We start from the raw sequence: 23,705 nt of genomic DNA, 5'->3' as shown, positions 1-23,705 counted from the left end.
TGTACTGGGCCGTGAGCTTGGCCTGGGAGAAGGCGAGGATGAAGTGCCGCCGGCCCCAGAGCTGACGGACGTACTCGAGGAGGGACGGCCGGGCGCCGCTGACGGACAGCCCGTACTTGGCGGCCAGCGCGGCCGCCGTGAGGCCCTCGTCGGGCGACACCGGCGCGCTGACCGCGACCGTGCCGTCGTGCGTTGTCTCACTCACTGGGTAAAACTTTCGTCCTCGAGATGCGGGGCCCGGAGCGGGCCTGGCATGAGCCGGGGAGCCTGGGTGCGGCCCCGATGTTCCCGGACACGAGCTTGTCAGATCACCGGGGGCCGGCCCAGTCTGGTCAGCCGCCACACCGTACGCCACTTCATGGGCCTGCGGGCACCGCAGGGGGTGGTCAGACCCTCCCGGAAACCGCCGAGCCAGGCCTTCAGCGCGGGGCGCGAGGGCCGCCGCACGAGGGTCAGCAGGATCCAGGCGCCCAGGTACACCGGTACCAGGGGGGCGGGGAGGTTGCGGCGGGCGAGCCAGACCCGGTTGCGGGCGACCATGCGGTGGTAGACCGCGTGCCGCGAGGGGGCGGTCGTCGGGTGGTACAGCACCATGTCGGAGCGGTAGTCGATCATCCAGCCGGCGTCGAGGGCCCGCCAGGCCAGGTCGGTCTCCTCGTGGGCGTAGAAGAACGCGTCGGGCAGCCCGCCGACCTCGGCGAAGACCTGGGTGCGTACGGCGTTGGCGCCGCCGAGGAAGGTGGTGACGCGGGAGGAGCGCATCGGGTCGGAGGCGCGCAGCCGGGGCACGTGGCGGCGCTGGGTGACACCGGTCTCCGGGTCGGCGATGCGGAAGCTGATGATCCCGAGCGCCGGGTCGGCCGCGAAGGCCTCGCGGCACAGCTCGGCGGTGTCGTGGCGGGCGAGCAGGCCGTCGTCGTCGAGGAACAGCAGGATGTCGGCGTCCCGGCCGCCGGGGCCGAAGGCCTCGATGCCGGCGTTGCGGCCGCCCGGGATGCCGAGGTTCTCCGGCAGCTCGACCGTGCGCACCCCCTCGGGGACCTCCGGGACGGGCGAGCCGTTGCCGACGACCACGGCCTGGACCGGGTCGCCGTCCTGCTTCGCGACCGAGTCCAGCAGCGCGCGCAGTTCGTCGGGGCGGTTGCCCATGGTGATGATCACCGCGCCGACCTTCATGCCGGAGCTCACTTCAGCCTGCTGGAAGCGAGCACGGAGACGAGGTGCAGCACGGTCTGCAGCAGGGCGATGCCGGCGAGTACGGCGGTACCGAGCCGGGTGAAGAACAGATCGCCCCGGCTGGCGTCCAGGATCGCGAGGAGCAGGATCAGCAGGGACGCCTCGATGCCGAGGATGAGCCGGTGGAACTTCAGGGCGGCGGCGGCCCGGCGGGCCAGGGCCATGCCGGAGGAGCGGGGCTCGGACGCGGCCTCCTTCACCGGGGGCAGTCCGCCCTGGTGTCGGGCGACGGCGACCAGGTCGGTCTCGGCCTTGACCAGGATCGCGCCGAGCGCGGCGAGGGTGCCGAGGAAGGCCCACAGCCAGTCGATGCGCCCGCTGCCCCACAGGTCGGCGGCGCGCAGACCGAGCCCGACGAGCACGGCGGCGTCGCACAGGTAGGCGCCGACCCGGTCCAGGTAGACCCCGCCGAGCGAGTACTGCTTCTTCCAGCGGGCGACCTCGCCGTCGACGCAGTCCAGCAGCAGGTACAGCTGGACCATGACGACGCCGAGGACGGCCCCCGCGATCCCCGGCACCAGCAGGGCCGGGGCCGCGAGGACACCGAAGACGGTCATCAGGTAGGTGAGCTGGTTGGGCGTGACCCTGGTGTTCACCAGGTAGCGGTCCACCCGCAGGGACACCTCGCGCATGTAGAGGCGTCCCATCCAGTGCTCACCGCTGCGCCGGTCCTTGACCCCCGGGGGGTGCACGACCGGACGGAGTTCAGCTACCGATGGCCTTGACATAGTCGGCGTAGACGTCCTTGATCTGTTCGGTCTTGAGGTCGAGGTGCTCGAGGATGGTGAAGCGGCCGGGGCGGGTCTCCGGGGCGAACTCGACGGCCCGCACGAACTCGTCCACCGTGAAGCCGATCTCCTCCGGCAGCACCGGCAGCCCGTGGCGGCGCAGCACGCCGGCCATGTGCGCCGACTCCTCGTGCGCTCCCCGCAGGTACATCGCGAAGGCCGCGCCCAGTCCGCACTGCTCCCCGTGGGCGGCCGCCCGCTTGGGGTACAGCAGGTCGAAGGCGTGGTTGATCTCGTGGCAGGCCCCGGAGGACGGCCGTGAGTCGCCCGACACCGACATGGCGATGCCGCTGAGCACCAGTGCCTCGGCGAGGACCTGGAGGAAGTCGTTGTCCCCGATGCCGCCCGGGTGGCGCAGCACGGACTCGCCGGCCTGCCGGGCCATGGCCGCGGCGAGCCCGTCGATCCGCTCGCCCTTGACCCGGCACGCCAGTTCCCAGTCCGCGATGGCGGAGACGTTGGACACGGCGTCCCCGATCCCGGCGCGCACGTAGCGCACCGGGGCCTCGCGGATGACGTCGAGGTCGATGACGACGGCGATCGGGTTGGGCACGCCGTAGGAGCCGCGGCCGGCGTCGTTGTCGAGGGTGGCGACCGGCGAGCACAGGCCGTCGTGCGCGAGGTTCGTCGGGACGGCGACGAGGGGCAGGCCCACGCGGGCCGCCGCGAACTTGGCGCAGTCGATGATCTTGCCGCCGCCGAGCCCGACCACGGCGTCGTAGTGGCCGGCCTTTATGGCGCCGGCCAGCCGGACCGCGTCGTCGAGGGTGCCGCCGCCGACCTCGTACCAGCTCGCGCCGGGCAGGGACGGGGCGACGCGCTCGCGCAGCCGCGCCCCGGAGCCGCCGCTGACGGCGACGGCGAGCCGCCCGGACTGTGAGATGCGCTCGTCGGCGAGGACGCAGCCGAGGTCGTCGAGGGCCCCGGGACGGATGTCGACGACGAGCGGGGAGGGGATGAGCCGGGTCAGTACTGGCACGCGATCTCCCGTCCACGGGCGAGATCGTCGTGGTTGTCGATCTCCACCCACTTGACGTCGCCGATGGGCGCCACGTCGATGCGGAAGCCGCGGTTGACCAGTTCCTGGTAGCCGTGCTCGTAGAACTGCTGGGGGTCGGTCTCCCAGACGGTCTTCAGGGCGTCGGCGAGTTCGGGGGCGGCGTCGCCCTCGATCAGGGTGACGCCGATGTACTCACCGGTCGCCTCGGCCGGGTCCATCAGCTTGGTGATCTTCGTCATGCCCTTGGCGGGGTCGGCGACGACCTTCATCTCCTCGTCGGCCAGCGACTTCACGTCGTCGAGGGCGAGGATGATCTTCCGGCCCTCGCCGCGGGCGGCGAGCAGGGTGCGCTCGACGGAGACCGGGTGCACGGTGTCGCCGTTGGCGAGGATCACCCCGTCCTTGAGGGCGTCACGGCCGCACCACAGGGAGTAGGCGTTGTTCCACTCCTCGGCCTTGTCGTTGTCGATGAGGGTGATCTTGAGGCCGTACTTCCGCTCCAGGGCCGCCCTGCGCTCGTAGACGGCCTCCTTGCGGTAGCCGACGATGACCGCGGCCTCGGTGAGGCCGACCTCGGCGAAGTTCGCCAGGGTCAGGTCGAGGACCGTTGGTTCGCCCTCTATGCCCGCGGGCCCCACCGGCACCAGCGCCTTGGGAAGGCTGTCGGTGTAGGGGCGCAGACGCCGTCCGGCGCCGGCCGCCAGCACGAGGCCGATCATGCGGGTTCTCCTTCATCGTGTACGGCGGGCGCCCCTGCGGACACCCAGAAGCGGATGCTCTCGACGAGCACCAGCAGGGCCACGGCCACGGCGAGGACCGTGAGCGCGACGGTGAACTGCGAGCCGGTGAGCAGGGCCGCGAGGACGGCGACCGCCAGGACGCGGCCCTCCTGCCCCCCGGCCGCCCGCACCAGCCAGCGCGGGGACGCGCCCGCGTTGCCGCGGATGCGGTAGACCGTGTCGTAGTGATGGTAGGCGACCGCGGCCACCAGCCCGTAGGCCGCGGGCAGGGCCCCGTTCACGTCCGCGGCGGCCGCGAGGGCGAGCACGGTGCCGTACTCGGCGGCACGGAAGAACGGCGGGACCAGCCAGTCGAGGGCGCCCTTGAGGGGGCGGGCCACGGCGAGGGCGGAGGTCAGCACGTAGGCGCAGGCGGCGAGGACCGTCCAGGGGCCGCCGAAGCCGGTCAGCGCGGCCGTGGCGACGACGGCGAGGCCGCCGAGCAGGGCCAGGGCGGGGGCGGCGAAGCCGGGGAGCCGGCGCGCGGGCTTCGTCAGCGGGCCGCCCAGGGCCTCGGTGAGCGGGCCGGAGTCGGTGAGGTCGGCGAGCGCCCGCGCGGCCCGGTCGGTCCTCTTCGCCTTCCTGGTCAGCGAGCGCAGGACGCGGCCCGCCGTGGTGTACGTGGCGGCGAAGGCGCAGCCGGCGAGCAGCGCGTAGAAGGTGATCCGGGGGGTGGTGAGGGCCGTGAGGACGGCGATCATCGCCCAGCGTTCACCGATCGGCAGGACGATCATGCGGCGCACCCAGACCGTCCAGCCGACGCTGTCGAGCTTGTCGGAGAGGGCCGCCGTCGGACTGGTGTTGGCGGTGGCGTCGTGGTTGGCCTCGTTGAAGGAGAAGTCGACCACGTGCCGGCAGGTCTGGAGGACCATCGCCCCGAGGGCGAGGGCCCATACGTCGTCGCCGCCGCGGGCGGCTCCGAGGGCGAGGCCGGCGTAGTACGCGTACTCCTTGGCCCGGTCGAAGGTGGCGTCCAGCCAGGCGCCGAGGGTGGAGTACTGGAGGGAGTAGCGGGCGAGCTGGCCGTCGGCGCAGTCCAGCACGAACGAGGCGATGAGCAGGACGCCGGCGGCCACGAAGCCGGGGCGGGTGCCGGTGGCGGCGCAGGCCGCGGCTATCAGCGCGGTCAGCAGGGAGGCGGTGGTGACCTGGTTGGGGGTCAGCCCGCGGCGGGCGCACCAGCGCGCCAGGTAGCGGGAGTAGGGGCTGATGAAGTGCGTGGTGAAGAACCCGTCGCGGGCCTTGACCGCGGACTTCAGGCGTACGGCCTCGTCGTCGACGGAGGCGACGGCCTGCCGGGCCTCGTTGCGGGCCTGGGGGTCGGCCGGGACGGTGGCGACGAGGCTGCCGAGCTCGGGACGGTGCACCTCGGCGCCGTCGGTGTCGAGCGCGGTGACGACGCGGTCGGCGAGGCTCCCGACCAGGGTGGTGCCGCCCTCCGGGGTCTCACCGGCGGCGTTCTCGCGGGCCAGGGCGCGGGTGAGGGCCGGCCTGCCGTCCTGCTGGGCGGTGACGGCGCCGGGGATCGCGGAGATCGGGAAGCGGGGGTCGGTGAGGCCCAGGCGCAGCGCGTGCACATGGCCCACGAAGCGGGTGTCGACCACGGCCACCCGCTGTCCCGCGGGCACCGCGGCGAGCAGGGTCTCGGCCTCGGCGGTGCCGGACGCGATCCGTACGTCGAAGCCGAGGGAACGCAGGTCCCCCTCGAGTGACGAACCGGGGACCGGCTGGCCGGTGAGGATGGCGGTCGACAACCGAATCTCACTCCCTGGGTGCCGACGCGTCCACGTCGGTCATGTACATGGTGAGGCACCCCTGTGGGGGCCTCCGGGCAGCATGTCGGCAGAGGCTATCGGAAACCCGGAAGCCCACGTTCACCACCCGTTCGGCGGTTGGATCGACGTGATTCGCCCGCGTCCCTGCCGCGATCATCATCGGGGATCCGGGGCCGGGCCCACAAACCGCGCCCGCGGAAAGGACCCCGGCCGCCGGCCGCGGGGGCGTCAATTCAGGAAAAAGACGTACATCCTCCGGGAGCGGTCCACGTCGGCACGGCTCGGCATAGGGTGGACGACCATGACTTGGCTGATCACCGGCGGAGCCGGTTACATCGGGGCACATGTGGTGCGGGCCATGGCGGAGGCCGGGGAGGAGGTCGTCGCCCTGGACGACCTCTCGGCCGGCGTGCCGGGGCGGCTTCCCGCCGGCGTGCCGCTGGTCAGGGGATCGTCGCTGGACGGCGAGCTGCTCAAGCGCGTGCTCGCGGAGCACCGGGTGACGGGCGTGCTGCACTTCGCCGCGCGCAAGCAGGTCGCCGAGTCCGTGGCCCAGCCGGTCCGCTACTACCAGGAGAACGTGGGCGGCCTCGCGACGCTCCTGGAGGCGGTGGCGGAGGCCGGGGTCCGGCGTCTCGTCTTCTCCTCGTCCGCGGCGGTGTACGGCGACCCCCGGGTGGACCTCATCACGGAGGACACGCCCTGCGCCCCGGTGAACCCCTACGGCGAGACCAAGCTCGCCGGCGAGTGGCTGGTGCGGGCGGCCGGCCGTGCGCACGGCATCTCCACGGCCTGCCTGCGCTACTTCAACGTCGCGGGCGCGGCCACCCCGGAACTGGCCGACACCGGGGTCTACAACATCGTGCCGATGGTCTTCGACCGGCTCACGCGCGACGAGGCCCCGCGCATCTTCGGCGACGACTACCCGACGCCGGACGGCACCTGCGTCCGCGACTACATCCACGTGGCCGACCTGGCCGAGGCGCACCTGGCGGCGGCCCGCCTGCTGTCGGACGGGGCCGTGGACGGCGACCTGACGCTGAACATCGGGCGGGGCACGGGCGTCTCCGTGCGCGAGCTGATCACGGCCATCGGCAAGGTCACCGGCGACACCCGGCCCCCGGTCGTCGAGCCCCGCCGCCCGGGCGACGCCCCGATGGCGGTGGCCTCCTCCGCCCGCGCGCGCGAGCTGCTCGGCTGGGCCGCCCACCGCTCCGTGCACGAGATGGTCGACTCGGCCTGGCAGGGCTGGCGCCTCCACCACGCCACCGCCACGGGCCGGTGAACAGCCCTGACCTGCGAACCGTTTCCGCAGGTCAGGGCACATGACAACGGTGTTCAGTGCCGCGTTGCCCCATACCCCCCTCCCGTAGTTCACTGTGTTGCGGCAGACGGTCACGGAAGGGCGGCGGCACCCATGGGGGCTGGGCACGATCACGGGCACGCGCACGGAGCGCACGCCGGCGGCACGGCCGGCGCGGCGTACCGGGGCAGGCTGCGGGCGGCGCTGGCGATCACGCTCGGCGTGATGGTGGTCCAGATCGTCGGCGGTGTCCTGGCCGACTCGCTCGCCCTGGTCACGGACGCGGCGCACATGGCGACGGACGCCCTGGGTCTGGGCATGGCCCTGCTCGCGATCCACTTCGCGAACCGCCCGCCGAGCGATCGCCGCACCTTCGGGCTCGCCCGGGCGGAGATTCTCGCCGCCCTGGCCAACTGTCTGCTGCTGCTCGGCGTCGGCGGCTACGTGCTGTACGAGGTGGTCGAGCGGTTCGTCACACCGGCCGACACCAAGGGCGGCCTGGCGATGGTGTTCGGCGCGATCGGCCTGGTCGCCAACCTGGTGTCGCTGACCCTGCTGATGCGCGGGCAGAAGGAGAGCCTGAACGTGCGCGGGGCCTTCCTGGAGGTGGCGGCCGACGCGCTCGGCTCGGTGGCGGTGATCGTGTCCGCACTGGTGATCGTCACCACGGGCTGGACGGCCGCCGACCCGATCGCCTCGCTGCTGATCGCGCTGATGATCGTGCCGCGCAGCGTGAAGCTGCTGCGCGAGACCCTGGACGTCCTGCTGGAGGCGGCGCCCAAGGGCGTCGACATGGCCCAGGTCCGGGCGCACATCCTGGCCACGCCGGGGGTCGAGGACGTGCACGACCTGCACGCCTGGACGATCACCTCGGGGATGCCCGTGCTCTCCGCGCACGTGGTCGTCAGCCCCGACACCCTCAACGCCCTCGGGCACGAGAAGATGCTGCACGAGCTCCAGGGCTGCCTGGGCGACCACTTCGACGTGGAGCACTGCACCTTCCAGCTCGAACCGGTCGGACACGCCGAGCACGAGGCGCGTCTCTGTCACTGAGGCGCCGGGGCGTGTGCCCGCCACCGGGGCGCGTCTTTGCGACCGGGGCGCGTCTTTGCCACTGGAACGGTCCGGAAGCAACCGGGCGCACCCGTGCGCCGGGGCACGCTGCCGTCCGCCCCCGTGGCGGCGCCCCTTCCCCCGGAGCGCTCCGCGGAGGAGGCGTTTCCGCCTCCCGCCGCGGGCACGCTCAGCTGCGGGACCGGTCCCGTCCCCCGGTCGGCGGGAGCGCCGTCCGCGCCGGGCGCGGGACATGCGGGTGAGGACCGGAGTGCCGGGAGTGCCGGATTCGTGCGGCAGACTGGGGCGCGAAGACCGAGTGAAGGATGGGTATGCCGATCACACCTGCCACCGCGACGAACAGCCCGTCGAGCGGCACCGCCGAGCCGATTTTGCTGGAACTGGTCGACGAGGACGGCGTGACGACCGGCACCGCGGAGAAGCTCGCCGCCCATCAGCCGCCGGGGCGGCTGCACCGGGCGTTCTCGGTGTTCCTGTTCGACGAGCACGGGCGCCTGCTGCTGCAGCAGCGGGCCCTGGGCAAGTACCACTCCCCCGGTGTGTGGTCCAACACCTGCTGCGGTCACCCCTACCCGGGTGAGGCGCCGTTCGCGGCGGCGGCCCGGCGGACCTTCGAGGAGCTGGGGGTCTCGCCCTCGCTGCTCGCGGAGGCCGGCACGGTCCGCTACAACCACCCGGACCCGGCCTCGGGGCTGGTGGAGCAGGAGTACAACCACCTCTTCGTCGGGATGGTGCAGTCCCCGCTGCGACCGGACCCGGAGGAGGTGGCGTCCACCGCGTTCGTGACCCCGGACGAGCTGGCGGAGCGGCACGCGAGGGACACGTACTCGGCCTGGTTCATGACCGTCCTGGACGCCGCCCGCCCGGCGGTGCGGGAACTGACGGGCCCGTCGGCGGGCTGGTGAGCGCCTAGGAGGCCGGGGCCGGCTTGAGCGGCAGGGTGGCCCAGATCACCTTGCCGCCGGTCACCGTGTGCTCGACCTCGCACGCCCCGCCCGCCTCCCGGGTGATCTCGCGCACGAGGAGCAGTCCGCGGCCGCCGGTGCGGGCGTGGTCGGTCTCCAGGGCGGTGGGACGGTAGGGGTGGTTGTCCTCGACGGACAGCCGGATCCACTCGGCGCCGACGGCGACCTCCACGCCGAGCACCGGCGACAGCAGCGCCGCGTGCCGTACGGCGTTGGTGACCAGTTCCGAGACGATCAGCAGCAGACCCTGCACCACCTCGTCCGCGACCGGTACTCCCTGGCGCAGCAGCAGGTCACGCACGGCGTGCCGGGCCTGTGGGACCGAGGCGTCCACGGCCGGGGCGGTGAACCGCCAGACACCTTCGTACGGCAGCGGATCGCCACCTTCACGCTCGATTGTGACCACACGTCGAGTGTTGATACCGACCGGCTCCGCACTTCGACGCTGAACAGAAGTCAGCGGATATCGACCGTTTCCGACCGCCCGGGTACGACCGAGTCGCTTACGGGACCGTCCGGGTACGCCTTGTGCTGTCTCGGAGGATTAGTCGGGTTGTACGGGTTTCACGGCGCCACCGTCCGGTGCCCGTTCCGTTTCTCCCGCCTCCTCGGCGGCCAGCCGGTCGGAGACCATGCCGACGATGCGGCGCCCTCCGTAGCCGGTGGCGATCAGACCGAGCCCGTCGAAGAGCAGGGAGAGGGAGAAGAACGTACCGATGACGTACTGGCTGCTGCTCGGCCAGGTCGCCAGCACGAGGACGCCGAGCAGCAGGCCGAAGGCCCCCTGGACCAGCGTCCAGCCGAACTGCGGCCCGCGCACCACCAGGCTGCCGACCAGCCGGAACACCCCGCCGGTGAGGAAGAGCAGCGCGGCGAACATGGTCAGCGCCTCGGCCGCCGCCTCCGGTGTCTTCAGGATCACCACACCGGCCGCGATGTTCAGGGCCGCGACGACCACGCCGAGCCAGAAGAAGTTGGTGTGCCGCGCCTGGACGGCGTGCAGCAGCCCGACCACGCCGCCGATCAGCAGCAGCCAGCCGAACAGCAGCATCGAGGTCAGGGTGGCGATACCCGTGTACACGAGGCCGACCAGCCCGGCGAGGACCAGGATCACCCCGAGCACGGCGAGCCAGCTGAAGCCCCGGCTCAGTTTCGCGGCCTCCGCGCGGGGCCCCGCGGACTCGGCGTTCTTGGCGGTCCTGGCCATGAGTGCCTCCTCGCTCCTGTCTCCCTCTCCCAGTCTCCGCCGTCCCCGCGCCCTCCGCCGTCCTGTCGTCGTCCGCAGGGCGGCCGGGTCCTGCCGGCCGGCGCCTCCCGGGGGGCGGATAGCATCCGGCGCATGGAGCCGCAGCTGCTGCACAGCGTCACCGACTCGGTCGCCACGGTCGTCATCCGCCATCCGGCGAAGCGCAACGCCATGACGGCCGCGATGTGGGGTTCCCTGCCGCCCCTGCTGGAAACGCTGGCGGCCGACCCGGAGGTACGGGCGCTGGTGCTCACCGGTGCGGGCGGGACGTTCTGCGCCGGGGCGGACATCTCCACGCTGCGGGACTCCCCGCTCGAGGCGCAGCGGCTGGCCGTGGCGGCGGAGGAGGCCCTCGCCGCCTTCCCCAAGCCGACGCTGGCCGCGGTCCGCGGTCACTGTGTGGGCGGCGGGGCCCAGTTGGCGGCTGCCTGCGACCTGCGGTTCGCCGAGGAAGGGGCGCGGTTCGGGGTGACCCCGGCCAGGCTCGGCATCGTCTACCCGGCGTCCGCCACCCGGCGGCTGGTGTCGCTGGTGGGGCCCGCGACCGCCAAGTACCTGCTGTTCTCGGGCGAGTTGATCGACACGGGGCGGGCCCTGCGCACGGGCCTGGTGGACGAGGTGCTGCCCGGGGGCGCGTTGGACGAGCGGGTGGCGGAGTTCACGCGGATCCTCACGTCCCGCTCACAGCTGACGCAGGCCGCGGCGAAGGAGTTCGCGAACGGCCGCACCGACCGGGACCCGTACTGGGCCGAGCGGGCGCGGGAGAGCGGCGACACCGCGGAGGGCGTCGCCGCCTTCCTGGGGCGCAGGGATCCCCGCTTCACCTGGAGCGTGCCCACTCCAGGACGAAGCGGCCGCGCGACCTGAACTCCTCCACGAGGTGCGCGGGCGCCTTCCTGGGTGATCCGGCGTCGAGGCGGCCCAGCAGGGTGAGCCCCATGTCGATGCCGGAGGACACGCCGGCGGCGGTGACGTACTTGCCGTCGGTGACCACCCGCTCCCCGGTCGGCTCGGCGCCGTGGTGCTTCAGGTGGTCGAGGGCCGGCCAGTGGGAGGTGGCCCGGCGGCCCCTGAGGAGGCCGGCCGTTCTCCGCCATGCATGTCGAGGCGTTGAGGAGGTACCCGCGGTACATCCGGCCGGAGCGGCCGGGGAACGAAAGGGGAGACACGTGTTCCGTGCCATCGCAGACGTCCTGCGCCAGATCGGCGGCGCCATCGCCACCGTCGTGACGCTGCCGTTCCGGGCGCTCGCCCGGCTCTTCGGCGGGGCCTCCTCGACCGCCCGTGGCCGTCGCGCCTGAGCCCGCCCGTGCGATGTCCGGGCGAGTCGCCGCCCTGATCCCCGATTGTCGGCGTCACCTGCCACAATTGCCGCGCAACCTCAGTGGAGAAGGCGGTACGGGAACGTGACGACACCCCTCGCAGGGTCCATCGAAGGCAGGATCGCCGAAGAGCTCGGCGTACGGGAGCGGCAGGTCAGAGCCGCCGTCGAACTTCTCGACGGCGGCTCGACCGTGCCGTTCATCGCGCGCTACCGCAAGGAAGCGACCGAGATGCTCGACGACGCGCAGCTGCGCACGCTCGAGGAGCGGCTGCGCTACCTGCGGGAGCTGGAGGAGCGGCGTGCGGCGATCCTGGAGTCGGTGCGCGAGCAGGGCAAACTGACCGACGAGCTCGAGGCACGGATCCGGGGCGCGGAGACCAAGGCGCGCCTGGAGGACATCTACCTGCCGTTCAAGCCCAAGCGCCGCACCAAGGCGCAGATCGCGCGCGAGGCGGGCCTGGAGCCGCTGGCGGAGGGGCTGCTCGGTGACCCGGGCGTCGAGCCCCTCGCCGCGGCCAGCGCCTTCGTGGACGCCGACAAGGGTGTGGCCGATCCGCAGGCCGCGCTGGACGGCGCGCGGGCGATCCTCACCGAGCGGTTCTCCGAGGACGCCGACCTGATCGGCGAGCTGCGCGAGCGGATGTGGGTGCGCGGGCGGCTGGCCGCGAAGGTCCGCGCGGGCAAGGAGGAGGCGGGCGCCAAGTTCGCCGACTACTTCGACTTCGCCGAGCCGTTCACGGAACTGCCCTCGCACCGGGTCCTGGCGATGCTGCGCGGCGAGAAGGAGGAGGTCCTCGACCTCGTCCTGGAGCCGGAGGAGCCCGTCGACGGGCCGTCGTCGTACGAGGGGATCGTCGCGCACCGGTTCGGGATCGCCGACCGGGGGCGCCCGGGCGACAAGTGGCTGGGCGACACGGTCCGCTGGGCCTGGCGCACCCGCCTCCTGGTCCACCTCGGCATCGACCTGCGGCTGCGGCTGCGGACGGCCGCCGAGGACGAGGCGGTGCGGGTCTTCGCGGCGAACCTGCGCGACCTGCTGCTGGCCGCCCCGGCGGGCACGCGGGCGACGCTGGGCCTCGACCCCGGTTTCCGTACGGGTGTGAAGGTCGCCGTGGTGGACGCGACCGGCAAGGTCGTGGCCACCGACGTGATCCATCCGCACGTCCCGGCGAACCGCTGGGACGAGTCCCTCGCCAAGCTGGCGCGGCTGGCCCGGGAGCACGCGGTGGAGCTGATCGCGATCGGCAACGGCACCGCGTCCCGTGAGACGGACAAGCTCGCCGGTGACCTCATCACCCGGCACCCCGAGCTGAAGCTGACCAAGGTGATGGTGTCCGAGGCGGGCGCCTCCGTGTACTCGGCCTCCGCCTTCGCCTCGCAGGAGCTGCCCGACATGGACGTGTCGCTGCGCGGCGCGGTGTCGATCGCCCGCCGGCTGCAGGACCCGCTGGCCGAGCTGGTGAAGATCGACCCGAAGTCGATCGGTGTCGGCCAGTACCAGCACGACCTGTCCGAGGTGAAGCTGTCGCGCTCGCTGGACGCGGTGGTGGAGGACTGTGTGAACGGCGTGGGCGTGGACGTCAACACCGCGTCGGCGCCGCTGCTGGCCCGGGTCTCCGGGATCACGTCCGGGCTCGCCGAGAACATCGTGGCGCACCGGGACTCCAACGGGCCGTTCCGGTCGCGCGGCGAGCTGAAGAAGGTGACGCGGCTCGGCCCGAAGGCGTACGAGCAGTGCGCGGGCTTCCTGCGGATCCGCGGCGGCGACGACCCGCTGGACGCCTCCAGCGTGCACCCGGAGGCCTACCCGGTGGTGCGGCGCATGGTGAAGACGTCCGGTGCCGAGGTCGCGTCGCTGGTCGGCAACACGGCGGTGCTGCGGTCACTGAGGCCGCAGGACTTCGTGGACGAGAAGTTCGGCCTGCCGACGGTGAGCGACATCCTGAAGGAACTGGAGAAGCCGGGGCGCGACCCGCGGCCCGCGTTCAAGACGGCGGTCTTCAAGGAGGGCGTGGAGAAGATCTCGGACCTGTCCTCCGGGATGGTGCTGGAGGGGGTCGTCACGAACGTCGCCGCGTTCGGTGCGTTCGTCGACGTCGGTGTCCACCAGGACGGCCTGGTGCACGTCTCCGCGATGTCGAAGACGTTCGTCAAGGACCCGCGGGACGTGGTGAAGCCGGGTGACATCGTCAAGGTGAAGGTCCTCGACGTGGACATCCCGCGCAAGCGGATCTCGCTGACGCTGCGGCTGGACGACGAGGCCGCGCCGAAGGAGCAGGCGTCGTCCGGCGGTGAGCGCCGGCAGCGCGGCGGACGTCCGCCGCAGCAGCGCCAGGGCCGCGCCGGCGGCGGTGGTGGCGGGGGTGCGCGTCAGGCGCCGGCGCCGTCGAACAGCGCGATGGCCGACGCCCTGCGCCGAGCGGGTCTGGTCGACCCGAAGAGCGGCAGGCGCTGACCCCGCCGGGGCCCGTCCCTCCCGCCATGCGGCGGGAGGGACGGGCCCTGCTCGTAGGGTGACGGTATGCGGGTTCCACGGGCCGTCACCTGGGAGATCACGGCGAGCGGCGGCCGGACCTGTGCCCGCTGACGAACACCATGCCGGTCCTGCGCCACGGGCTGCTGCGGCCTCGTCGTCCGTTGTCCGCGGCCGGCCCGGCGGCTCGGCTGACGGTGCCTCAGCGTTCGGTCACCTTGCCGCCGGCGACCTCCAGGCGGCGGTTCACGTGGACCGCGTCGAGCATGCGGCGGTCGTGGGTGACCAGCAGGAGGGTGCCCTCGTAGGTGTCGAGGGCGGACTCGAGCTGTTCGATGGCCGGCAGGTCGAGGTGGTTGGTCGGCTCGTCCAGGACCAGGAGGTTGACGCCCCGGCCCTGCAGGAGGGCCAGGGCCGCCCGGGTCCGTTCCCCCGGGGAGAGGCCGGCCGCCGGGCGGGTGACGTGGTCCGCCTTGAGCCCGAACTTCGCCAGCAGCGTGCGGATGTCGGCCGGTTCCAGGTCCGGCACCGCCGGGCGGAACGCGTCGAGCAGTGTCTGCGGGCCGTGGAAGAGCGCGCGGGCCTGGTCGACCTCCCCGAGCAGGACGCCCGAGCCCAGGGCGGCGTGCCCGGCGTCCAGCGGCACCCGCCCCAGGAGGGCGCCGAGCAGGGTGGACTTGCCGGCGCCGTTCGCGCCCGTGACGGCCACCCGGTCGGCCCAGTCGATCTGCAGGGAGACCGGGCCGAGGCGGAAGCCGCCGCGGCGCACCTCGGCGTCCCGGAGGGTGGCGACGACGGCGCCCGAGCGGGGTGCCGCCGCGATCTCCATGCGCAGTTCCCACTCCTTGCGCGGCTCCTCGACCACCTCCAGGCGCTCGATCATGCGCTGCGTCTGGCGCGCCTTGGCGGCCTGCTTCTCGCTGGCCTCGCTGCGGAACTTGCGGCCGATCTTGTCGTTGTCGCCGCCGGCCTTGCGGCGGGCGTTCTTGACGCCCTTGTCCATCCAGGCGCGCTGTGTCTGGGCCCGGTCCTGGAGCGCGGCCCGCTTGTCGGCGTACTCCTCGAACTCGTCGCGGGCGTGCCGCCGGGCCACCTCCCGCTCCTCCAGATAGGCCTCGTAGCCGCCGCCGTAGAGGTTGATCCGGCGTTGGGCAAGGTCGAGTTCGAGGACCTTGGTGACGGTGCGGGTGAGGAACTCCCGGTCGTGGCTGACGACGACCGTGCCGGCGCGCAGTCCGCCCACGAAGCGTTCGAGGCGCTCCAGGCCGTCGAGGTCCAGGTCGTTGGTCGGCTCGTCGAGGAGGAAGACGTCGTAGCGGGAGAGGAGGAGCGAGGCGAGGCCCGCGCGGGCCGCCTGCCCGCCGGAGAGCGAGGTCATCGGCTGGTCCAGGCCGACGGCCAGGCCGAGCGTGCCGGCGACGTCCTCGGCGCGCTCGTCGAGGTCGGCTCCGCCCAGGGCCAGCCAGCGTTCCAGGCTGGTGGCGTACGCGTCGTCCGCGCCCGGTGCTCCCTCGACCAGGGCCCCGGTCGCCTCGTCCATCGCCCGCTGGGCCTCGGCGACGCCGGTGCGGCGGGCCAGGAACCCCCGCACGCTCTCGCCGGGCCGGCGCTCCGGCTCCTGCGGGAGGTGTCCGACGGTCGCCGTGGGCGGGGACAGGCGCAGCTCGCCCTGTTCCGGCGCGGCGAGTCCGGCGAGCAGGCGCAGCAGCGTGGACTTGCCCGCGCCGTTGGCGCCGACCAGTCCGATCACGTCGCCGGGGGCGACGACGAGATCGAGACCGGTGAACAGGGAGCGGTCTCCGTGCCCGGCGGCGAGGTTCTTGGCGACGAGGGTGGCAGTCATCAGACCGCCGATCCTAATGGCCGTGCCCGGACGCTCACGCCCGGGACCTCGACCGGCCCACCTCCGTCACCAGTACGGTGCCGCCGGTACGTGCCACGACGTACGCCTCTCCCCTGACCGCCCTGGCGTCCAGCGGGACGCGGTGGCGGCCGGGTTCCAGGACGCCGTCGAAGAGGTCCCGGGTGTGGCCGCGGGAGAGCCGGTCGACGCGGTACGCGGTGAGCCGCACCCTGCAGGACGAGGTGACCTCCAGCTCGGCCGCGTCCGCGGCGGCGGTGAGGTCCGTGAGGCGGCGCCGCCCCGGCGGGCTGCCGTCCAGGGCCTGTTCGGTCTGGGCCACGAGCAGCGGCACGATCGGTGCCAGGCCGTCGACGCAGGGCACGTCGACGCCGGCGGTGGCGAAGGCACGGCGTACGGTGTCGCGCTGTCCGGCGCCGGTGGACCGGCCGAAGACGACGGCGCCGTACTCCCGCAGTTCGCCGGCGGGGACACCGTCGGCGTTCTGCGCGATGTCGGCGCCGATGCCGATGGTGCGCAGGGCCGCGGCGAGCCGGGCGAGGAGGGCGACGCGGGCGCCGATGAGCAGGACGCGGCGGCGGGCTCCGGCGGCGCTGCCGTCGAGGAGGGCGGCGAGGGCCGCGCGGTACTCGGTGCCGCGGAAGCGGAACGGCCCGATGCCGTGGTAGCCGTTGAGCTCCAGATCGGCGTGCGTGTCGGTCTGCCAGGCGAAGTCGCGCCAGATGACGTCCTCGCCGTCGTGTTCGATGACCGCGGTGACGGCGCCGCAGGCGAGGTCCTCGCACTCGGGGCAGCCGTAGACGACGAACCGGCCTGCGGGCAGGGGTGGTTCGGTCTCCAGCAGCAGGCTGCGGACCTGGGCGGTGAAGAGCGAGGGCGGGACGTCGGAGGCGAGCGGGGAGACGGCGTCCAGGTCACTGAGCCGGAACAGCAGGGGGTACCCGTCGACGACGAAGTCGACGAAGTCCCGGTGGACTTGGTAGTCACCGCCTGCGAGGAGTCCACCGGCTCTCGTCGCCGGTGCCAGGCCGAAGGTCGCGTAGTCGGCAGACATGCTGTGAGTATTCCCACCGCGGGACGTGCCCGAGCGCGGCATGACGCATTCCGCTAACGTCCGGCCGATGGAGAGCGAAGTGGACGGCGATGTCCTGGTGATCGGCGGCGGTGTCGTCGGGCTGACCACGGCGGTGGTGCTCGCCGAGCGCGGCGCCCGGGTACGGGTGTGGACGCGGGACCCGGTCGAGCGGACGACCTCGGCGGTTGCCGGGGCGCTGTGGTGGCCCTACCGGATCGAACCGGTGGCGTCGGCGCGGGCGTGGGCGCTGCGCTCGCTGGAGGTGTACGAGGAACTGGCGGCGCGGCCGGACGTCACCGGCGTACGGATGGTCGAAGGGGTACTGGGCGAAACGGCCCTGGACGAGGTCGGCGCGTGGGCCGCCGCCCGGCTGCCGGGACTGCGGCTCGCGACGGCGCGGGAGTACCCGGCCGGGCCGGGCGTGTGGGCCCGGTTGCCGCTCATCGACATGCCGGCCCATCTGCCGTGGCTGCGGGAGCGGTTGCTGGCGGCGGGGGGCGTGGTGGAGGCGCGTACGGTGGCGGACCTGGCGGAGGCCGAGGCGCCCGTCGTGGTCAACTGCACGGGGCTGGGGGCGCGGGAGCTGGTGCCGGATCCGGCGGTGCGGCCGGTGCGCGGGCAGCTGGTCGTGGTGGAGAACCCGGGCATCCGTACGTGGACGGTCTCCACGGGGGCGGACGGCGCGATGGCGTACCTCTTCCCGCAGCCGGGGCGGCTGGTGCTGGGCGGTACGGCGGAGGAGGACTCCTGGTCCGCGGAGCCGGACCCGGCGGTGGCCGAGGCGATCGTGCGGCGGTGTGCCGCGCTGCGCCCGGAGATCGCCGGGGCCCGCGTCCTGGAACACCGGGTGGGCCTGCGTCCCTCCCGCGGCACGGTCCGTCTGGAACGCGCCGCGCTCCCCGGCGGCCGCCGCCTGGTCCACAACTACGGCCACGGCGGCGCGGGCGTCACCGTGGCCTGGGGCTGCGCGGAGGAGGCGGCGGCGCTGGCCGCCGGGTGAACGGTCACCCGGCGGGCCGGGGCCGCGCCCGTCAGTGTTTGCCGATGGGGTCGCCCTCCACGTCGGGGCCGCGGCCCGGTCCGACGCGGAGTTCGAATTCGCCGTCGTACTTCTTGTGGCCCTCGATGACCGCGAGCTGTACCGCCTCGGTGCCCATCTCGCCCCGCACGATGAGCGGATCGCGGCGCAGGTCGCGCATGAGCGCCACACACATGAAGATCATCACGATGACGAACGGGGCCGCCGCGAGGATCGTGAGGTTCTGCAGGCCGGTCAGCGCCTCGCCCTGGCCGCTGCCGACCATCAGCATGATCGCCGCCACGGCGCCGGTGACCACACCCCAGAACACCACGGCCCAGCGGCTGGGTTCCAGCGCTCCCCGCTGCGAGAGGGTGCCCATCACGATGGAGGCGGCGTCGGCGCCCGAGACGAAGAAGATGCCGACGAGGATCATCACGAGCAGGCTGGTGGCGGTGGCGAGGGGGTACTCCTGCAGCACGGCGAAGAGCCGGCCCTCGGGCGTCGTCTCGTCGCCGAGCCGGTTCTGCTCCTGGAGCTTCATCGCCGTGCCGCCGAAGATCGCGAACCAGACCAGGCTGACCGTGCTGGGGACGAGGATGACGCCGCCGATGAACTGGCGGATGGTCCGGCCCCGGCTGATGCGGGCGATGAACATGCCGACGAAGGGCGTCCAGGAGATCCACCACGCCCAGTAGAAGACGGTCCAGCTGCTCAGCCAGTCGGCGACGCCCTGGCCGCCGCTGATCTCGGTGCGGCCGGCCAGCTCGGGCAGGTCGCCGAGGTAGGCGAAGACGGAGGTGGGCAGCAGGTCGAGGATGAGAATGGTCGGTCCGGCGACGAACACGAACACGGCGAGGAGCAGGGCCAGCACCATGTTGGTGTTGGACAGCCACTGGATGCCCTTCTCCACGCCGGAGACCGCGGAGGCCACGAACGCCACGGTCAGTACCGCGATGATGCCGACCAGCAGCCCGGTGCTGACCTTGTCCAGCCAGTCGAGCTTCTCCACGCCGGAGCCGATCTGGAGGGCGCCGAGGCCGAGCGAGGCGGCGGAGCCGAAGACGGTGGCGATGATGGCGAGCATGTCGATGACCCGGCCCCCGACGCCGGCCGCGTTCTTCTCGCCGATGAGCGGGGTGAAGACGGCGCTGATGGTCTGGCGGCGGCGCCGGCGGAAGGTGCTGTAGGCGATGGCGAGGCCGACCACCGCGTAGATCGCCCACGGGTGGAGCGTCCAGTGGAACAGGGTGGTGGCCATGGCCGTTTCCATGCGGTCGCCGGAGTCGGCCGGGCTGGTGCCGGGCGGGGGCGTCGTGTAGTGCGCCAGGGGTTCGCTCACGCCCCAGAACATCAGGCCGATGCCCATGCCGGCGCTGAACATCATGGCGATCCAGGACACCGTGCGGAATTCCGGCTTCTCGCCCTCGGCGCCGAGGTGGATCCGGCCGTAGCGGCTGGCCGCCAGCCAGAGGGCGAAGACCACGAATCCGGAGGCGGCCAGGATGAACGCCCAGCCGCCGTTGTGGATCAGCCCGCCGAGCATGCTGCTGGAGGCGTCCTGGAGCGAGTCCGTCCAGATCGCCCCCCACAGCACGAACGCGAGGGTGAGCACGGCGGTGACCCCGAACACCACCCGGTCGGTCCGCGGGTGCGTCCGGCCCGGCAGGCCCGCTTCCGATCCGGGCAGCGGGCCCGCCGTGTCGTCCTTGTCGCTGTGCTGATCCCGCGTCACAGGCGGCACCTTTCCTCCGAGCCGTTGGGCGGAGAGCGCTCCTCCCGATACGCCCTTACCACCTTTGGCGCAAAACTCACCTCCTCGGCGGGACGTGGCGGCTTCTTCTTGCCCAGGTGGTGCGCGTGCCCCCGTGCGGCAGCGACGGCACGGGGGCACGCGGCGGCCGTTTCCGGTGGTACGGGGACGCGGGATCAGGCCATGTCCTACCGGGCCTCTCCGGGGACGCGGTGGGCGGTGACGTCCGGCCGGCCGACCCCGTCCCGGACGGTGTGCGGGGTGGTGGCGTGCGTTCCGGCCGTGGCGCGGGCGAACGCGGCCGTCCCGCCGGTGAAGGGGATGCGGGCGGAGGTGCGGGAGAGGTCGAGGGTGAGGGTCGGGGTGTCGGCGGGAGGGTCGATCAGACCGCGGTCGGTGCCGGCGACGATCAGTGCCAGGCGGTGGCCGGCGGGGACGACGTGGTCGGTGGCGGCCAGGTCGAGGGTGAGGGTGTACCGCTTGCCGGGAGTGAGCGGCTCGCCCCTGCCCTCGTCCGCGTGGTTGCCGAGGTCGGCCCAGCCGCGGCTGACGACGGTGTGGCCGACGTCGGCGGTGGTGGCGCGGGTCTCCCTGAAGCAGGAACTGTCGCCGTCGGTGCTCGGGCCCCAGCAGGTGCGTCCGGGCAGGGTGGTGATGCCTTCTCCGGCGTCGGTGTAGTCGCGGACGGTGGCCGGGCCGAGGTCCACGAGCACGGCGGACAGGTGGGCCGTCGGGGTGCTGGGGGTGGCGGTGACGGTGACCTCGGAGGCGCCCGCCAGGCGCAGGTCGCGGGTGAGCGGGCCGGTGACGAACCCCGCCTTCTCGGGGGTGGGTGTGTCGACGCGCGCGGCCCAGTCGGTCTCGCTCAGGCCCGGGTCGTCGGTGAAGGACTCGGTGCCCTTGCCCCGGCGCAGGCCCAGGGTGCCGACGCCGGCTTCGTCGCCCTCGGCCGGGCGCAGCGTCGTGGTCCGCGTGTCGCGGGGCGGCCAGACCGCCGAGGTGACCCACCGGTCGGGGGCGCGTTCGATGTCGGCCATGGGTTCGCGGTCGATTCCGTTGTCGTAGCCGAGGAGTTCGTGGTCGAACCAGCGGTGCAGGGTGCGGACCCACTCGGCGCGGCGGAAGTCGAAGGGGTCGACGTGCCCGGTCTGGGAGAGCCAGATCTTGCGTTTCACCCCGTTGCGCGCGAGGGCGTCCCACCAGGGACCGACGTGCTGCATCCGCACGTTGAGGTCCTGCATGCCGTGCACGAGGAAGACGCTGGCTTCGACCTTCTTCGCGGCGCGCACGTAGTCGCGTTCGTTCCACAGCGGGGTGAGGTCGCCGGTGCGCGGGGCGCCGTCGACGAGTTCGCGCTGGACGGCGCCGCACGCGGCGCGGGCCTCGGGGGTCTCGACGTACTGGGACAGCCAGTCGGGGCCGGAGTCGTAGAGGGGGGCGCCCTGGTCGAAGTAGTAGTCGTACCAGGAGGAGATGGCTGCGATGGGGACGATGGTCTCCAGGCCCTCGACGCCGGTGGCGGCGACTCCGTTGGCGATGGTGCCGTCCCAGCTCTTGCCGATCATGCCGGTACGGCCGTTGGTCCAGTCGGCCCTCGCCCGTTCGGTGCCGGTGCGGCTGGTGTAGGCCTTCCCGCGGCCGTTGAGCCAGTCGACGACGGCCTTGGCCGACTGGATGTCGGAGCGCCCTCCGACGTCCACGCAGCCGTCGGAGCGGTTGGTGCCGGCCAGGTCGACACCGACGACGGCGTAGCCGCGCGGCACGAAGTAGTTGTCGTAGAACAGCGGCATCCGCACGATGTCGCCGTCGGCGTCGTAGGTCTTCCGCTGGCTCTCGTTGCCGCGTCCGCAGCAGGAGTAGTACGGGCTGGCGTCCATGATGACGGGTATCTTGCGGCCCCGCAGGGCGGGTTCGCGGGGGCGGACGATGTCGACGGCGACCCGGTCGGTCCTGCCGTCCCGGTCCTCGTCGAGTCCGGTGTCCACCCAGACGGCCTCGCGGACGGCGTCGTCGTAGGAGTGGACGGGCCGGCTCTCCCGCGGCGCGGCGTGTGCCGTGACCGGGGTGAGCAGTGTGGCCGTCAGGGCGGCGGTGGCCGCCGTCGCGAGCGTTCTCCAGGTCGTGGGGCGCGTGCGTTTCGGCATGCGCGGACGGTACATCGGTGAACACGTGTGCAGAAGGGCGCGTCTGACGGGTCGTGGGCTTCGCGTAGGCCGGAGGCGTGTCCCGCGCCGGGCGCTCTCCCGGTGCGGGCCGGACGGGCCGCTCAGTCCCCGTGGTCGTACACCGTCACGGGTATTCCCTGTGCGGTCAGCCGCCCGGTGATCAGCGGCTCGACGCGGCTCCAGGTGCCTCCGGCGAGGCCGCAGCCGATGCGGGGCATGTGGACCGAGGCGCCGAGGTCCCGGGCGTGGCCGGCGAGGCGGGCGAGGGCGGTGTCGATCGCCTCGTAGCGGACGGGGGCGCCCTTGCTGCCGGTCCGTGTGCCGCGCTGGCCGATCATGTTGGCCACCCACACGTACCGCTCGACCTGGACGAGCTGTACCGCGCCCAGCCCGAAGTCGTTGCCCGCGCGGCCCCGGTGCCAGGTCCGGTAGGCGGCCTCCGGCTCGGGCCAGCGGCGCGACACGGCCAGCACGAAGCCCTTCCCCCAGCCACCCATGTCGTTGCAGACATGAGCGACGATCTTGACGCCCTTCACCGACGGAACGGTGGCGTCACCCCGGACGTACGTGATCCCCGACATGGGGTCAGCCTAGGTGCCGGCACTGACAGCGGAGGTGTCACAGCGCTGGTGGTACAGCGATACTGCTGCACATGACGACCGAGACCGAGGCCCTGACGATCGACGAGCTGGCGGCCCGGGCCGGGGTCACCGTGCGCACGGTCCGCTTCTACGGCACGAAGGGGCTGCTGCCGCCGCCGGTGATCGGTCCCCGGCGGGTCGGCCGGTACGGGAGGGAGCATCTGGCCCGGCTGGAGCTGATCGAGGAGCTGCAGAGCCGGGGCATGACCCTGGCGGCGATCGAGCGGTACCTGGGTCAGCTGCCGCCGGATCTGAGCGTGCGGGACCTGGCCGTTCAGCGGGCCGTGGTGGCGTCCTGGGCCCCGAACGCGGTGGAGACGGTGTCCCGCGCGGAACTGGAACGCCGGGCGGGGCGTGCGCTGGGCGAGGACGATCTGAGGCGGCTGACGGCGATGGACGTCGTGGAGCGGACCGTCGGCACGCCGGACGGCGAGGCCTTCCGGGTCGACGCCGGGCTGCTGCGGCTCGGCGTCGAACTGCTGGACGTGCCGCTGTCTCACGAGACGATCCTCGCCGCCCGTACGGCGCTCACCGAGCACTCCCGCGCGGCGGCCCGCGAGTTGTCGCGGCTGCTGCGGGACGCGGTGGCGGACAAGGACACGCGGGATGTGCGGTCCCTGTCCGCCCGGATGCATCCGCTCGTGGTGCAGGCGCTGCTCACCACCTTCCAGCGGTCGCTGAAGGAGGAGCTGCGGGAGTGGCTCGACGAGGAGGGGTGAACCCCGCCGGACGTGGGCGGGGTCAGCGGGCGTCCTGGAACGCCTCTCCCTTCTCCGCCTTCTCCACCAGCAGGGCCGGCGGGGTGAAGCGCTCACCGTAGTGCTCGGCGAGTTCACGCGCGCGGGCGACGAAACCGGGCAGGCCGCCCTCGTAGCCGTTGATGTACTGCAGGACGCCGCCGGTCCAGCCCGGGAAGCCGATGCCGAGGATCGAGCCGATGTTGGCGTCCGCGACGGACGTCAGCACGCCTTCCTCCAGCAGCCGGACGGTGTCCAGCGCCTCGGAGAACAGCATGCGTTCCTGCATGTCGCGGAACGGGATCTCGTGGCCCGCCTTGGTGAAGTGCTCGCGCAGTCCCGGCCACAGGGAGCCGCGCCTGCCGTCCTCGCCGTACTCGTAGAAGCCGGCGCCGCCGCTGCGGCCCGGGCGCTCGAACTCGTCGACCATGCGGTCGATGACGGCCTCGGCGGGGTGGGCGGTCCAGGTGCCGCCGGCCTCCTCGACGGCCC

At 72.8% G+C, this 23,705-nt stretch carries 20 protein-coding genes and 3 pseudogenes; 8 read left to right on the top strand and 15 right to left on the bottom strand.

What is annotated here, in order from left to right; genetic code table 11:
* The 6 genes and pseudogenes from IE172_RS33655 to IE172_RS33630 form a co-directional block, all read right to left on the bottom strand.
* Positions 1-205, bottom strand: a pseudogene (locus IE172_RS33655) (ABC transporter permease); the annotation flags it as partial.
* A 98-nt stretch (positions 206-303) separates the two neighbouring features.
* Entirely contained in the window at positions 304-1,188 is an 885-nt protein-coding gene (locus IE172_RS33650) for a glycosyltransferase family 2 protein (protein ID WP_190101168.1), read from the bottom strand.
* Entirely contained in the window at positions 1,185-1,964 is a 780-nt protein-coding gene (locus tag IE172_RS33645; protein WP_190101167.1) for a CDP-alcohol phosphatidyltransferase family protein, read from the bottom strand. Before IE172_RS33645 ends, IE172_RS33650 begins: the two co-directional genes overlap by 4 nt.
* Positions 1,942-3,003, bottom strand: coding sequence for an iron-containing alcohol dehydrogenase family protein (locus IE172_RS33640; RefSeq protein WP_190101166.1), 1,062 nt, complete (start codon positions 3,001-3,003; stop codon positions 1,942-1,944). The genes IE172_RS33645 and IE172_RS33640 overlap by 23 nt, the downstream gene beginning before the upstream one ends.
* Positions 2,991-3,743, bottom strand: coding sequence for a phosphocholine cytidylyltransferase family protein (locus IE172_RS33635; RefSeq protein ID WP_190101165.1), 753 nt, complete (start codon positions 3,741-3,743; stop codon positions 2,991-2,993). Before IE172_RS33635 ends, IE172_RS33640 begins: the two co-directional genes overlap by 13 nt.
* Positions 3,740-5,557: a DUF5941 domain-containing protein gene (locus IE172_RS33630; protein ID WP_190101164.1), complete on the bottom strand. Its 1,818-nt coding sequence runs from the start codon at positions 5,555-5,557 to the stop codon at positions 3,740-3,742. Before IE172_RS33630 ends, IE172_RS33635 begins: the two co-directional genes overlap by 4 nt.
* 322 nt (positions 5,558-5,879) lie before the next feature.
* Between IE172_RS33630 and galE the strand changes: the two genes are divergently transcribed.
* The 3 genes from galE (at position 5,880) to idi (ending at position 8,860) form a co-directional block, all read left to right on the top strand.
* Positions 5,880-6,863: a UDP-glucose 4-epimerase GalE gene (galE, locus tag IE172_RS33625; protein ID WP_190101163.1), complete on the top strand. Its 984-nt coding sequence runs from the start codon at positions 5,880-5,882 to the stop codon at positions 6,861-6,863.
* A gap of 132 nt (positions 6,864-6,995) precedes the next feature.
* Complete coding sequence (locus IE172_RS33620; protein ID WP_190101162.1) at positions 6,996-7,934, top strand: cation diffusion facilitator family transporter; 939 nt, start codon at positions 6,996-6,998, stop codon at positions 7,932-7,934.
* Positions 7,935-8,266: 332 nt separating this feature from the next.
* On the top strand, positions 8,267-8,860 hold the full coding sequence (gene idi, locus IE172_RS33615; protein ID WP_190101161.1) for an isopentenyl-diphosphate Delta-isomerase: 594 nt from the start codon (positions 8,267-8,269) through the stop codon (positions 8,858-8,860).
* Positions 8,861-8,864: 4 nt separating this feature from the next.
* Here idi and IE172_RS33610 read toward each other — a convergent pair whose 3' ends face one another.
* Together IE172_RS33610 and IE172_RS33605 are read right to left on the bottom strand one after the other, a co-directional pair.
* Positions 8,865-9,326: an ATP-binding protein gene (locus tag IE172_RS33610; RefSeq protein ID WP_190101160.1), complete on the bottom strand. Its 462-nt coding sequence runs from the start codon at positions 9,324-9,326 to the stop codon at positions 8,865-8,867.
* Positions 9,327-9,464: 138 nt separating this feature from the next.
* Positions 9,465-10,127 (bottom strand): HdeD family acid-resistance protein, encoded by a 663-nt coding sequence (locus tag IE172_RS33605; RefSeq protein WP_190101159.1) that lies wholly within the window; start codon positions 10,125-10,127, stop codon positions 9,465-9,467.
* A gap of 132 nt (positions 10,128-10,259) precedes the next feature.
* Here IE172_RS33605 and IE172_RS33600 point away from each other — a divergent pair, with 132 nt between their 5' ends.
* Positions 10,260-11,033 carry an enoyl-CoA hydratase/isomerase family protein gene (locus IE172_RS33600; RefSeq protein WP_190101158.1) on the top strand — a complete coding sequence of 258 codons (774 nt, stop codon included), beginning with the start codon at positions 10,260-10,262 and terminating at the stop codon, positions 11,031-11,033.
* On the opposite strand, the pseudogene IE172_RS33595 reads toward IE172_RS33600, so the two are convergent.
* A pseudogene (locus IE172_RS33595) lies at positions 10,987-11,313 on the bottom strand (DJ-1/PfpI family protein); the annotation flags it as partial. The gene IE172_RS33600 and the pseudogene IE172_RS33595 sit on opposite strands and share 47 nt — an antisense overlap.
* A gap of 22 nt (positions 11,314-11,335) precedes the next feature.
* Between IE172_RS33595 and IE172_RS35215 the strand changes: the two are divergent.
* Together IE172_RS35215 and IE172_RS33590 are read left to right on the top strand one after the other, a co-directional pair.
* Positions 11,336-11,467 carry an LPFR motif small protein gene (locus tag IE172_RS35215; RefSeq protein ID WP_268253499.1) on the top strand — a complete coding sequence of 44 codons (132 nt, stop codon included), beginning with the start codon at positions 11,336-11,338 and terminating at the stop codon, positions 11,465-11,467.
* A 105-nt stretch (positions 11,468-11,572) separates the two neighbouring features.
* Positions 11,573-13,945: a Tex family protein gene (locus IE172_RS33590; RefSeq protein ID WP_190101157.1), complete on the top strand. Its 2,373-nt coding sequence runs from the start codon at positions 11,573-11,575 to the stop codon at positions 13,943-13,945.
* Between the two features lie 220 nt (positions 13,946-14,165).
* Here IE172_RS33590 and IE172_RS33585 read toward each other — a convergent pair whose 3' ends face one another.
* Positions 14,166-15,806 (bottom strand): ABC-F family ATP-binding cassette domain-containing protein, encoded by a 1,641-nt coding sequence (locus tag IE172_RS33585; protein WP_190101156.1) that lies wholly within the window; start codon positions 15,804-15,806, stop codon positions 14,166-14,168.
* 34 nt (positions 15,807-15,840) lie between these two features.
* On the bottom strand, positions 15,841-16,878 hold the full coding sequence (locus IE172_RS33580; RefSeq protein WP_190101155.1) for an oxidoreductase: 1,038 nt from the start codon (positions 16,876-16,878) through the stop codon (positions 15,841-15,843).
* 67 nt (positions 16,879-16,945) lie between these two features.
* Here IE172_RS33580 and IE172_RS33575 point away from each other — a divergent pair, with 67 nt between their 5' ends.
* Positions 16,946-17,899 carry an FAD-dependent oxidoreductase gene (locus IE172_RS33575; RefSeq protein ID WP_190101154.1) on the top strand — a complete coding sequence of 318 codons (954 nt, stop codon included), beginning with the start codon at positions 16,946-16,948 and terminating at the stop codon, positions 17,897-17,899.
* A gap of 31 nt (positions 17,900-17,930) precedes the next feature.
* Here the strand turns inward: IE172_RS33575 and IE172_RS33570 are convergent, their stop codons facing one another.
* The 3 genes from IE172_RS33570 to IE172_RS33560 all read right to left on the bottom strand — a co-directional run bounded on the left by IE172_RS33570 (position 17,931) and on the right by IE172_RS33560 (position 22,416).
* Positions 17,931-19,652: a BCCT family transporter gene (locus tag IE172_RS33570; protein WP_190101153.1), complete on the bottom strand. Its 1,722-nt coding sequence runs from the start codon at positions 19,650-19,652 to the stop codon at positions 17,931-17,933.
* Positions 19,653-19,858: 206 nt separating this feature from the next.
* Positions 19,859-21,814 carry a Xaa-Pro dipeptidyl-peptidase gene (locus IE172_RS33565; RefSeq protein ID WP_190101152.1) on the bottom strand — a complete coding sequence of 652 codons (1,956 nt, stop codon included), beginning with the start codon at positions 21,812-21,814 and terminating at the stop codon, positions 19,859-19,861.
* A 122-nt stretch (positions 21,815-21,936) separates the two neighbouring features.
* Positions 21,937-22,416, bottom strand: a complete 480-nt coding sequence (locus tag IE172_RS33560; RefSeq protein ID WP_190101151.1) for a macro domain-containing protein — start codon at positions 22,414-22,416, stop codon at positions 21,937-21,939.
* A 71-nt stretch (positions 22,417-22,487) separates the two neighbouring features.
* Here IE172_RS33560 and IE172_RS33555 point away from each other — a divergent pair, with 71 nt between their 5' ends.
* Positions 22,488-23,195, top strand: a complete 708-nt coding sequence (locus IE172_RS33555) for a MerR family transcriptional regulator (protein ID WP_190101150.1) — start codon at positions 22,488-22,490, stop codon at positions 23,193-23,195.
* A 22-nt stretch (positions 23,196-23,217) separates the two neighbouring features.
* Here IE172_RS33555 and IE172_RS35035 read toward each other — a convergent pair.
* Positions 23,218-23,705 (bottom strand): annotated as a pseudogene (locus IE172_RS35035) (3-hydroxyacyl-CoA dehydrogenase); the annotation flags it as partial.

Source organism: Streptomyces griseoflavus, assembly GCF_014649995.1.
GTDB classification, from domain to species: domain Bacteria; phylum Actinomycetota; class Actinomycetes; order Streptomycetales; family Streptomycetaceae; genus Streptomyces; species Streptomyces griseoflavus.
This window is presented reverse-complemented; position numbering and strand designations above follow the sequence as displayed.